At 74.7% G+C, this 11,033-nt stretch carries 10 protein-coding genes; 8 read left to right on the forward strand and 2 right to left on the reverse strand.

The window, feature by feature from the left end:
- The first annotated feature begins 130 nt into the window (after positions 1-130).
- The 3 genes from ACIWVC_RS26145 to ACIWVC_RS26155 all read left to right on the forward strand — a co-directional run bounded on the left by ACIWVC_RS26145 (position 131) and on the right by ACIWVC_RS26155 (position 3,247).
- Entirely contained in the window at positions 131-1,468 is a 1,338-nt protein-coding gene (locus ACIWVC_RS26145; protein WP_396450646.1) for a pyridoxal phosphate-dependent aminotransferase, read from the forward strand.
- 421 nt (positions 1,469-1,889) lie between these two features.
- A complete protein-coding gene (locus ACIWVC_RS26150) occupies positions 1,890-2,462 on the forward strand; it encodes a hypothetical protein (RefSeq protein ID WP_396450645.1) in 573 nt (190 codons plus the stop codon).
- 227 nt (positions 2,463-2,689) lie between these two features.
- Positions 2,690-3,247, forward strand: a complete 558-nt coding sequence (locus tag ACIWVC_RS26155; protein ID WP_396450643.1) for a CGNR zinc finger domain-containing protein — start codon at positions 2,690-2,692, stop codon at positions 3,245-3,247.
- Here the strand turns inward: ACIWVC_RS26155 and folP are convergent.
- Positions 3,244-4,083, reverse strand: a complete 840-nt coding sequence (gene folP, locus ACIWVC_RS26160) for a dihydropteroate synthase (RefSeq protein WP_396450641.1) — start codon at positions 4,081-4,083, stop codon at positions 3,244-3,246. The genes ACIWVC_RS26155 and folP overlap by 4 nt on opposite strands.
- Before the next feature lie 178 nt (positions 4,084-4,261).
- On the opposite strand from folP, the gene gmd reads away from it, so the two are divergent.
- The 5 genes from gmd to ACIWVC_RS26185 all read left to right on the forward strand — a co-directional run bounded on the left by gmd (position 4,262) and on the right by ACIWVC_RS26185 (position 9,746).
- Positions 4,262-5,296 (forward strand): GDP-mannose 4,6-dehydratase, encoded by a 1,035-nt coding sequence (gene gmd, locus ACIWVC_RS26165; protein ID WP_396450675.1) that lies wholly within the window; start codon positions 4,262-4,264, stop codon positions 5,294-5,296.
- 32 nt (positions 5,297-5,328) lie between these two features.
- Entirely contained in the window at positions 5,329-5,589 is a 261-nt protein-coding gene (locus ACIWVC_RS26170; protein ID WP_396450640.1) for a ubiquitin carboxyl-terminal hydrolase 14, read from the forward strand.
- Entirely contained in the window at positions 5,589-7,160 is a 1,572-nt protein-coding gene (locus ACIWVC_RS26175; protein WP_396450638.1) for an MFS transporter, read from the forward strand. The genes ACIWVC_RS26170 and ACIWVC_RS26175 overlap by 1 nt, the downstream gene beginning before the upstream one ends.
- 78 nt (positions 7,161-7,238) lie before the next feature.
- On the forward strand, positions 7,239-8,111 hold the full coding sequence (locus ACIWVC_RS26180; RefSeq protein WP_396450636.1) for a LysR family transcriptional regulator: 873 nt from the start codon (positions 7,239-7,241) through the stop codon (positions 8,109-8,111).
- 42 nt (positions 8,112-8,153) lie between these two features.
- A complete protein-coding gene (locus tag ACIWVC_RS26185) occupies positions 8,154-9,746 on the forward strand; it encodes a Na+/H+ antiporter (RefSeq protein WP_396450634.1) in 1,593 nt (530 codons plus the stop codon).
- Positions 9,747-9,812: 66 nt separating this feature from the next.
- On the opposite strand, the gene ACIWVC_RS26190 is transcribed toward ACIWVC_RS26185, so the two are convergent.
- The gene (locus ACIWVC_RS26190; RefSeq protein ID WP_396450632.1) at positions 9,813-10,727 is read right to left on the reverse strand and encodes an Lrp/AsnC family transcriptional regulator; all 915 of its coding nucleotides are present in this window, start codon (positions 10,725-10,727) and stop codon (positions 9,813-9,815) included.
- Positions 10,728-11,033: the final 306 nt, after the last annotated feature.

Genomic DNA, 11,033 nt, shown 5'->3' on the forward strand with positions numbered 1-11,033 from the left:
CGGTAACCATCGATGAGACTCGCTTGTAATGATGCTTGCAGAGGGCAAGAGTTGTAGCGAGCCCGGCCGGGTCGCAACGGGGAATTCCACGGTCACCCACCGTTATTTCAGCATGCCCTTTGGAGCATTGATGCCTGCCCAGAATGAGTCCGCGTCCGTCCGGCCGCTGTCGTTCGCCCCGCGCCCGGTCCCGCTGTCGGCGACGCTCGCCGTGAACGAGGCGATCGCCCGCAAGCGCAGGGAGGGCGAGCGCGTGCTCCCCCTCGGCTTCGGGGAGGCCGGGATCCCCATACATCCCGCGCTGACCCGCGAGCTGGAGTCGGCCGCCGGCCGCGGCTCCTACGGCCCGGTCGCCGGGTCCGCGGCGCTGCGCGCCGCCGCGGCCGGCTACTGGGCGCGGCGCGGGCTGCCCACCGACCCGTCCGCGGTCGTCGCCGGGCCGGGCAGCAAGCCGCTGCTGTTCGCGCTGCTGACCTCCCTCGGCGGCGACGTCGTCGTGGCGGCGCCGAGCTGGGTGAGCTACGCGGCGCAGGCGTCGCTGGCCGGCGCGGAGCCGATCCGCGTCGCCACCCCGCCGGGCGAGGGCGGGGTGCCGAGCCCGGCGCTGCTCGCCGACGCGGTGGTGCGGTCCCGCGCGCGGGGAAGGGACGTGCGCGCGGTCGTGGTGACGCTGCCCGACAACCCGACGGGGACGCTGGCGTCCGAGGAGACCGTCCGGCGGCTGTGCGCGGTCGCGCGCGAGCACGACCTGGTCGTCCTGTCCGACGAGATCTACCGCGACCTGGTGCACGCGCCGGGCCGGACGGTGCCGAGCCCGGCCCTGTACGCGCCGGAGCGGACCGTCGTGACCACGGCGCTCAGCAAGAGCCTGGCGGCGGGCGGCTGGCGGATCGGCGTCGCGCGGCTGCCGGACGGGCCGTTCGGCCGCGCGCTGCGCGACAGCCTGCTCGGGGTGGCGAGCGAGCTGTGGTCGAGCGCCCCGGCCCCGATGCAGCACGCCGCCGCCTACGCGTTCGCCGAGCCGCCCGAGCTCGTGGAGCACATCGACCGCAGCCGCCGGCTGCACGCCGCGGTCGCCGGCGCGGTCGCCGACCGGTTCGCGGCGGCGGGCGCGCGGCTCCGGCGGCCGGAGGCGGCCTTCTACGTCTACCCCGACTTCGGGCCGCTGCGGGACGTGCTGCGCGAGAACCACGGCGTCCGCACGGCGGCCGACCTCACGGGCCTGCTGCTGGAGCGCTACGGGGTCGGCGTCCTGCCGGGCAGCTCGTTCGGGGACGCGCCGGCGGCGCTGCGCATGCGGGTCGCGCCGAGCCTGCTCTACGGGGAGGACGACGAGCAGCGGCTCGCCGCGCTGGCGTCCCCGGCGCCGGCGTCCCTGCCGTGGATCGCGAGCGCGCTGGACCGGCTCGGCGAAGTGCTCGCCGATCTGACCGTCAGCGTCACCGCCGGCGAGCCCGCCCTCGCGTAGGGGCTCGCGCAGGGGCTCACGCAGGGGGTCGTACAGGGGCCTATAGGGGCCGCACAGGGGCCGCACAGGGGTGCGCTGTCCGCCGCGGGCCGCCCGGTCGCCGGGCGGCCCGCGGGACGCCGCGTGACCCGCCGCGTGACCCGCCGCGTGACCCGCCGCGTGACCCGCTGTCCGAGCCGCTGTGTGAAGGGCCGGGCGCGCACCGTCACGCCCCGCGGACGGCGGCCGGGAACGGCCGCTCGGCGGTTCCCCGCCCGGTCCGACCGGCACGGATAAGCGTGGTGTAAGGTCCAACGACGCACGGGGCGAACGTCACTAATCGACCAGCGGCAGGGCAAGGGGCGCCGGTCCTCCCTGCCCGTGGTGACCCGGGACGAGCGCGAAGCCACGCGAGTGATGAAAGAAGGCGAGGGGGCCCGTCATGAGGCATGCACGGGACGGGGCTGCCGCGGCGATGAGCGCCGCCTCCAGGATTCTGGTCGCGCGGGGCAAGAACGAGCCGCAGGAGATGGAGAACCCCGACGTCGCGTGGGGCCAGCGGGCCCGTGACGGGGTGTGGGTGCCGACACGGGACGGTCAGCGCATCCACCTCGGCATCGACGCCACCGCCGCCGACACGGTCGCGCAGGTGCTGCGCCCGAGCCTGCGGGTCTTCGTCGGCGTGGACGTCGACACCGACATCGTCGCGCAGACCACGGCCGGCGGGGTGCGCCTGCTCACGGTGATCCACGGGCCCGACGCCCCCTCGGAGTTCCGGTTCGCCGTGTCCCTGGCCGACGGGCTGGCCCTGGAGTCGATGCCGTCGGGCGGCTACGACGTCGTCCACCTGCGCTACGGCGCGACCGTGGGCCGGCTCTACAACCCGTGGGCGAGCGACTCGATGTTCCGCCAGGTGAAGGCCGACTACACGCTCGACGGCACGTCGGTCACGATGCGCGTGCAGCACACCGACGCCTACTACCCGGTCGTCGCCGACCCGCACTACGAGCGCTGACGGCGGCCGGCGGGCGTTCCGCGGCAGGACGCCCGGCCACCTGGCCGGACGCCCGGCCACCTGGAACGTTCCGGCCGGATCGGGCCACCGGACGCCGCGGCGCGTCCGGTGGGGCGGCCCCCTGCGCGCGGGGGCCACGTCATAGGGTGGGGCCCACGGGCCGCGTTCCGGCACCGGCGAGGAGGCCGGGAGCACGACCGCCCCGGTCCCCCGAGACTGGAGTCATCGTGATCTTCACCCATGACACCGAGCACGCGCTCGCCGTCGTCGTCGACCTGATCAACACCGGCCCGGCCGCGTCCGGCGCCGAGCGGCTCGGCGGGCTGCCCGGGCTGCGCGCGTTCGTGGACCGCAACGCGTTCAGCGACGTGGGCGAGCTCACCGAGGCCGACCGGCTCCAGGTCCTCGACCTGCGCGCGCGGTTCCACGAGGTGTTCCGCGCGGGCGACGTCCCGTCCGCCGTCCGCCGGATCAACGCGATCGTCGGCGAGGTCCGCACCACCCCGCACCTGACCGACCACGACGGCTACGACTGGCACGTGCACTTCTTCGCGCCCGGCGCGCCGCTCGGCGAGCACCTGGCCGCCGACTGCGGGATGGCGCTGGCGTACGTGGTGGCGGCGGGCGAGCTGGACCGGCTGCGCACCTGCGAGGCGCCGGACTGCGCGCGCGTCCTGGTCGACCTGTCCCGCAACCGCTGCCGCCGCTACTGCGACAGCCGCACCTGCGGGAACCGCATGCACGTCGCGGCCTACCGCGCCCGGCAGCGGGAGGCGGCGCACTAGCCGGTCAGGGCGGCGACCGCCGCCAGGGCGCGGCGGGCGGCGGGGACGTCGTGGACGCGGAAGACGCGGGCGCCGAGCAGCGCCGACACGCCGAGGACGGCCACGGTGCCGACGCCGCGCCGGTCGACGGGGCGGCCGAGCGTCTCGCCGATGAAGTCCTTGTTGGACACCGCGACCAGCACCGGCCACCCGGTGGCGGTCAGCTCGCCCAGCCGCCGGGTGATCTCCAGCGACTGGCGGGTGTTCTTGCCGAAGTCGTGCGCGGGGTCGATGAGGATCGCGTCGCGCCGCACCCCGAGCGCGACGGCGCGCTCGGCCTGCGCGGTCACATGGGCGACGACGTCCGCGACGACGTCGGCGTAGCCGATCCGGTGCGGCCGGGTGCGGGGGGCCAGGGGGCCGGCGTGCGCGCAGACCAGCCCGATGCCGTGCGCCGCGGCGACCTCGGCGAGGCGCGGGTCCGGCCCGCCCCAGGTGTCGTTGAGCAGGTCGGCGCCGGCGCGGGCGACCGCCTCGCCGACCTCGGCGCGCCAGGTGTCGACGCTGATCACGACGCGCGGGTGCCGCTCGCGGACGGCGGCGACGAGGTCCACCACCCGGCGCAGCTCCTCGGCGACGCCGACGTCTGCGCCGGGACCGGCCTTCACCCCGCCGATGTCCACGATGTCGGCGCCGGCGTCGACGGCCCGGCCGACGGCGTCCAGGGCGGCGTCGAAGCCGTAGGTGGCGCCCCTGTCGAAGAACGAGTCGGGCGTGCGGTTGACCACCGCCATGATCGCGTGCGGGCCGATGTCGCGCCCGTTCAGCCGCAGCGGCGGCATGTCCGGAGAGCTCATGATGGGTATCACCGTGGCACAGGGGCGTCCCGGCGGGCGAACCAGAAGTGAATTCGGTTCAAAGGGAGCCCTCCCTCGTCATCCCCCCGTCGTGGTCGGTAATCTCATATTTCACGCTCGTTGCGGGTTCACCCGTGGTGAGCCCCGCATCGGACTTATTTCAGCCATGGAGGATCCGCTGTCCAGGCGAGCACTCATCACCGGCATCACCGGACAGGACGGCTCGTATCTGGCCGAGCATCTGCTTGAGCTGGGATACGAGGTCTGGGGCCTGGTGCGGGGGCAGGCGAACCCCCATGTGTCGCGGCTGCGCAAGCACATCGGCGACGTGCAGATCACCACCGGCGACCTGCTGGATCAGGGCAGCCTGATCTCGGCGGTGGAGCGGGTGCAGCCCGACGAGGTCTACAACCTGGGCGCGATCTCCTACGTCCCCATGTCGTGGCAGCAGGCCGAGCTCACCGCCGAGGTCACCGGCATGGGCGTGCTGCGGATGCTGGAGGCGATCCGCGTGGTGTCGGGCATCAGCCCGTCCCGCACGCCGGGCCGCGAGCAGATCCGCTTCTACCAGGCGTCCTCGTCGGAGATGTTCGGGATGGTGCGGGAGACGCCGCAGAACGAGAAGACGCCGTTCCACCCGCGCAGCCCGTACGGGGTCGCGAAGAGCTACGGGCACTACATCACGCAGAACTACCGCGAGTCCTACGGGATGTTCGCGGTCAGCGGGATCCTGTTCAACCACGAGTCTCCGCGCCGCGGCGCCGAGTTCGTGACGCGGAAGGTGTCGCTGGGCGCGGCGCGCATCAAGCTGGGCCTGGCCCAGGAGCTGCGCCTCGGCAACCTGGACGCGCGGCGCGACTGGGGCTACGCCGGCGACTACGCCCGCGCGATGCGGCTGATGCTCGCCCAGGACTCCCCCGAGGACTACGTCATAGGAACGGGTCAGACCCAGTCGGTGCGGGAGCTGGTGGAGTTCGCGTTCCGCACGGCGGGCCTGAACTGGGAGGACCACGTCGTCCTGGACGCGAAGTACACCCGCCCCGCCGAGGTCGACCTGCTGTGCGCGGACCCGAAGAAGGCCCGCGAGCAGCTCGGCTGGGAGCCGGAGGTCACGTTCGAGAGCCTGGTGACGATGATGGTCGAGTCGGACCTGCGGCTGCTGTCGGAGTCCGCGCGGCCCGAGGACGAGCCGTTCAGCCCCGATCATTGGTGATCCGCTTACCCGCCGCGTGGCACGATGCAGATATGACCACTTGTGAGCATGTTGCGTCGGTTCCGGCGGTAGACCCCTCCCCCCACACGCAGGGGTGCCAGGAGTGCCTGGAGGAGGGCACCCGGTGGGTGCACCTGCGGCTGTGCCTCGGCTGCGGGCATGTGGGCTGCTGCGACTCCTCCCCGATGCGGCATGCCACGGCGCACTTCCAGAAGGAGGGGCACCCGATCGTCCGGTCGTTCGAACCGGGCGAAGACTGGCGCTGGTGCTTCGTCGACGAGCAGATCGTCTGATGCCGGACGTCCCGCTGCGGAGCGGGCCCGGACGCTGGATCCTGCTGGCGACCGTGCTCGGGTCGGGCATGGCGCTGCTCGACTCCACGGTCGTGAACGTCGCGCTGCCCAGCCTGGCCCGCGACCTGGACGCCGACATGGCCGGGCTGCAATGGACCATCAACGCCTACACGCTGACGCTCGCCGGGTTCATCCTGCTCGGCGGTTCGCTCGGCGACCGGTTCGGCCGGCGCCGGGTGTTCGTCATCGGCGTGGTGTGGTTCGCGGCCGCGTCGGTGCTGTGCGGGCTGGCGGCGAACATCGAGATGCTGATCATGTCCCGGGCGCTGCAGGGAATCGGCGGGGCGCTGCTCACGCCGGGCTCGCTGGCGATCATCCAGTCGTCGTTCGCGCCCGACGACCGGCCCCGCGCGGTCGGCGCCTGGTCGGGCCTCGGCGGCGTCGCGGCGGCGATCGGGCCGTTCGCGGGCGGCTGGCTGGTGGAGGCGGCCGGGTGGCGGTGGGTGTTCCTGCTGAACGTGCCGTTCGCCGCGGTCGTGGTGGCGGTGTCGCTGCGGCACGTCCCGGAGAGCGCCGACCCCGACGCCCACGGGCGGTTCGACGTGCTCGGCGCCGCGCTGGCGGCGCTGGGGCTGGCCGGGACGACGTACGCGCTCACCGAGGCGCCGGGCGGGACCGCCGCGCCGCCGGTCATCGGGACCGCCGCCGCGCTGGGCCTGGCGGCGTCCGCGGCGTTCGTGCTGGTCGAACGGGTGCGCGGGAAGGGCCGGCGGCTGCCCGGCGCGCGGCGCGGGCCGGAGGTGCCGCAGCCGATGCTGCCGCTCGGCGTGTTCGCCTCCCGGCAGTTCTCCGCCGTCAACGTGGTGACGTTCCTGATGTACGGCGGGATGGGCGTGATGTTCTTCCTGCTGGTCCTCGACCTGCAGGTCGTCGGGGGGTTCTCGCCGGTCGCGGCGGGGGCGGCGCTGCTGCCGGTGACCGTGCTGATGCTGCTGCTGTCGGCGCGGGCGGGCGCCCTCGCGCAGAAGATCGGGCCGCGGCTGCCGATGACCGCGGGCCTGGTGGTGGCGGCCGCCGGGATGCTGCTCGTCGCCCGGATCGGGCGGGACGCCTCCTACCTGCGGGACGTGCTGCCCGCCGTGGTGGTGTTCGGGCTCGGGTTGTCGGCGACGGTCGCGCCGCTCACCGCGACCGTGCTCGCCACCGCGGACGCCCGCCACGCGGGCCTGGCCAGCGGGGTGAACAACGCGGTGGCCCGCGCCGCGGGGCTGTTGGCGGTGGCGGCGATCCCGCCGCTGGCCGGGCTGACCGGCGACGCGTTCGCGAACCCGGAGGACTTCTCCAGCGGGTTCGGGGTCTCGATGGCGGCGTGCGCCGTGCTGCTCGCCGCCGGCGCCGCGCTGACCTTCTTCACCATCGCCGACGACGCGCTGCGCACCCCGTCCGGGGAGACGGTGGCGCCCGAGTGCATGAGGCACTGCGCCGTCGGCGCGCCCCAGCTGCAGCCGGAGCCGGAGAGCGTCCCGTCCGCCGAGACCGCCGGGGGCAGGGCGCCGGGCACGAGCCCCTGACCGGGGGGCGAGCCGATTCCGGGGGCCGATTCCGGCTATGTCCAGGACCGCAGCGGTTCGGTGGCATACGGTCGGCACATGAATCTGCGGCAGCTGCGCTATGTCGTGGCGACCGCCGACCACGGCACCATGACGTCGGCGGCCCAGGCTCTCTACGTGGCCCAGCCCGCGCTCTCGCGGGCCGTGCGCGAGCTGGAACGCGAGCTCGGCGTCGAGCTGTTCGCCCGCTCCGGCCGCGGCGTCGTCCTCACCCCCGTCGGCGAGCAGGTCGTCCGGCAGGCCCGCGTCGCGCTGGACGCCGTCGAGGCGATCGAGGGGCTGTCGGTGGCCCGCGCCGACGGGCGCGGCGCGGAGCTGCGCATCGCCGTCACCGCGTCGCTGGAGCCGGAGCTGACCGGGCGGCTCGTCCCCCGCTTCGCCCGGCACCAGCCGGCCGTGCGGGTCCGGGTGGTCCGCTGCGAGGACCGCGACCGCGTCGCGGCGGCGGTGCGCGCGGGCCGCGCCGACCTCGCGCTCACCGACCTGCCCGTCCCCGGCGACATGTCCGCGCACCCGTTCGAGCAGCGGGAGGTGGTGCTGGTCTCGCCGCCCGCGCTGAAGGTCCGCGAGCCGGTGCCGCCGGCGGCGCTGGACGGCATGCGGCTCGTGCTGCCCGCCCGCGGCACCGCGCTGCGCGCCGAGATCGACGCGCTGCTGCGCCGGGTCGGCGCCGCCCCGGTCGCCGCGGTGGAGTCCGACGAGCGGGGCGCGTGGCTCGGCTGCGTCCGCGCCGGGATGGGCTCCCTGCTGTGGTACCGCAACCAGATCGACGACACCGAGGGGGTGGCGGTCCGCTCGTTCATGCCGCCGATCACCCGGATGACCGGGCTCGTCCACGCGCACCGCCGGCTGCCGCCGGCCGCCCGCGACTTCCTGACCTTCGCCAAGGAGGCGGGGCGCGACACACACTGACGGGCCGCGCACCGGCGTGCCGGTCATGTCATGATCTGGCGGGTGGAGACGACGCACGCACTCTGGCTGCTGGCCGTGCCGGTGGGAGCGCTGATGGTGGCCGCGGGGGCGCGGCGCATCGGGCTGCCGGCGCCGCTGATCCTGGTGATCGCCGGGCTGGGCTTCTCGTTCGCCCCCGGGGTCCCGGAGTTCGAGCTCGACCCGGAGTTCGTCCTCTACGTGTTCCTGCCGCCGCTGCTGTTCGCGGCGGCCTGGCAGAGCTCGTTCCGCAACCTGCGCGACAACGCCTGGTCGATCGGGATGCTGTCGGTGGGCCTGGTGCTGTTCACCACGCTCGCGGTCGGGTACGCGGCGCACCTGATCATCCCGGGCCTGCCGCTGTCCGCGGCGTTCGTGCTCGGCGCGATCGTGGCGCCGCCGGACGCGGTCGCGGCGGTGAGCGTCGCGCAGCGCCTCGGGCTGCCGCGCCGGACGGTGACGGTGCTGATCGGGGAGAGCCTGTTCAACGACGCGACGGCGCTGACGGCGTTCCGGGTGGCGCTGATCGCGGCGGCGGGCGCCGGGTTCACGTTCCTGGAGGGCGCCGGGCGGTTCCTGTTCGCCGCCGCCGTCGGCGCGGCGATCGGGCTGCTGCTCGGCCCGCCGCTGCACTGGCTGCGGACCCGGATGCACGACCCGCTCGTGGAGAACGGCATCGCGCTGGTGGCGCCGTTCGCCGCCTACCTGCTCGCCGAGACCGCGCACGCCTCCGGGGTGATCGCCGTGGTCGTCAGCGGCCTGTACCTCGGCCACCGGTCCACCGAGTCGGCGGCGGTGACCCGGCTGATCGGCGGCTCGTTCTGGAAGGTCATGGTCTTCCTGCTGGAGTCGGTGGTCTTCCTGCTGATCGGGCTGCAGCTGCCGCCGGTCGTGCACGGGCTGTCGGGGCGCAGCTGGCAGCAGCTCGCGTGGTGGGCGGTCGCGGTCTTCGCGGTCACCGTCGTCGCCCGTTTCGCCTGGGTGTTCCCCGCCGCGCGGATCCACCGGCTGGCGTCGCGGCGGGAGCGGGCGAGGGAGAGCCCCGGCTGGCGCGGCCTGACCGCGGTGTCGTGGGCGGGGATGCGCGGGGTGGTGTCGCTCGCCGCCGCGTTCGCGGTCCCCTTCACCGCGTCCGGCGCCCCGTTCCCCGGTCGCGACCTGATCCTTTTCCTGACGTTCACGACCGTCCTCGGGACGCTGCTGGTGCAGGGGCTGACGTTCCCGGCGCTGATCCGCGCCCTGGGCATCGGCGGCGAACACGAGCGCTACGCCGACACCGTGGCGGAGGCCGGGGCGCAGCACGCGGCGGCGCAGGCGGCGCTGGAGCGGCTGGAGGAGCTGAACGCCGCGGAGCGGCTGGACGAGGCGGTGGTGGAGCGGCTCCGGCAGCTCGCCGAGGACCGGCGGCTGCGCGCCTGGGAGCGGCTCGGCGGCGGGGCGGGCCCGGAGGGCGAGGAGGTGCCGACGGCGACGTACCGGCGGCTGCGGCGGGAGATGCTGCTGGCCGAGCGCCAGGTGTTCGTCCGGATGCGGGACGAGCGCCGGATCGACGACGAGGTCCTCGCCCGCGTCATGCACGAGCTGGACCTGGAGGAGGTCGCCCTCAACCGCGCCTAGCGCGGCCGGCCGGCGGATGTGCCGCCCCGGCCACGGCGGGCACCGTGGCCGAGGCGCCGGGGCCGGTCAGGACGACCCGTTGAGGGGTTGCTCGGGCAGCTCCACGGCGTAGGACTCCTTCACCACGTCCAGGTGGTGCCAGGACTCCCGGACCGTCGCGCCGGGCACGGACCTGATGGCGTCGAGCACGGCCACCAGCTCGGCGCGGGACGTGGCCTCGGCCTGACCGACGATGTCGTAGCGGCCGAACCCGGTGGCCAGGTAGCGGACGCCGTCCTGGGCGGCGACCGCCTCCGCGACCTTGCGCAGCCCGCCGGTCACCACGATGCCGAACCCGCCGAGCTCGGCGGCGCCGAGGGCGAGCGGGTCGGCCAGCCCGGTGACCTGGATCACGCCGGTGCGCATGAGCCGCACCACCCGGGCCCGGGTGGCGGCCTGCGACAGGCCGATGACGTGCGCGAGCCGGGTGTAGGGCGCGCGCCCGTCCCGCTGCAGCTCGTGCAGGAGCCGCCAGTCGATGCCGTCGAGGCTGACCTCGCCGAGCTCGCGCACCACGGCGTGCTTGTCGCGCACGGTGGACACCGACCGGAACACCTCCGCCGCGCGCACGCCGGGGATGGACCGGATCCGGTCCACCTCGGCCGCGAGCGCGGCGTCGTCGCGGGTGCGCACCTGCGCGACCAGGTCGTACGGGCCGGCGGTCAGCGCGGTGAAGCTGACCGCGGGCCGCTCGGCGACGGCCTCGGCCACCTCGCGGGCGGCGCCGTCCACGGCGACCGACACGTGCCCGATGGCCTCCGCGCCGACCACGGCGGCGTGCACGATGCCGACGACGCGGACGACCTGCGTTTCGAGAAGGTGCTGCACCCGTGCCCGCACGGCCGTGCGGGAAAGCCCGACGCGATCGGCGAGCGCCTGGAACGTCGCCCTGCCATCCCGCTGGAGCTCGCGGACGAGCACGGCGTCGACCGCATCCAGCACGGCTCTCCTCCTCGACATGTGATGAATGGGTTTGTCGGCAACTGCAAGATCATTCCATTTCAGGACGGTTCGACGTCAAATATTGATCTTGCTCGTGTTCGCCGTGCCCGGCGGCCGTCGAAGCGTCGGCGTCCGGTTCGGCGCGGCGACGTTTCCGGCGCCGCGAAAACCGCTCCGGCAGCGCAAACGCCGCCGGTGGCGGCCCGGTGCGCACGGCGGGGCCCGCGCCGGCGGCGGGCGGGCGGGGTGGCACTGGTCACTCCGGCGGCCGGCCCGGCGCGCGGGGCGCGGGCCGGGCGGCGCCGC

The organism is Actinomadura sp. (genome assembly GCF_044508335.1).
GTDB lineage: Bacteria > Actinomycetota > Actinomycetes > Streptosporangiales > Streptosporangiaceae > Spirillospora.

What these genes read in the sequence shown, in the direction of transcription:
- ACIWVC_RS26150 (WP_396450645.1), top strand. Translation starts at nt 1,890, where the DNA reads ATGAGGCATGCACGGGACGGGGCTGCCGCGGCGATGAGCGCCGCCTCC.
- ACIWVC_RS26180 (WP_396450636.1), top strand. Translation starts at nt 7,239, where the DNA reads ATGAATCTGCGGCAGCTGCGCTATGTCGTGGCGACCGCCGACCACGGC.
- ACIWVC_RS26175 (WP_396450638.1), top strand. Translation starts at nt 5,589, where the DNA reads ATGCCGGACGTCCCGCTGCGGAGCGGGCCCGGACGCTGGATCCTGCTG.
- ACIWVC_RS26170 (WP_396450640.1), top strand. Translation starts at nt 5,329, where the DNA reads ATGACCACTTGTGAGCATGTTGCGTCGGTTCCGGCGGTAGACCCCTCC.
- ACIWVC_RS26145 (WP_396450646.1), top strand. Translation starts at nt 131, where the DNA reads ATGCCTGCCCAGAATGAGTCCGCGTCCGTCCGGCCGCTGTCGTTCGCC.
- folP (WP_396450641.1), bottom strand. Translation starts at nt 4,083, where the DNA reads ATGAGCTCTCCGGACATGCCGCCGCTGCGGCTGAACGGGCGCGACATC.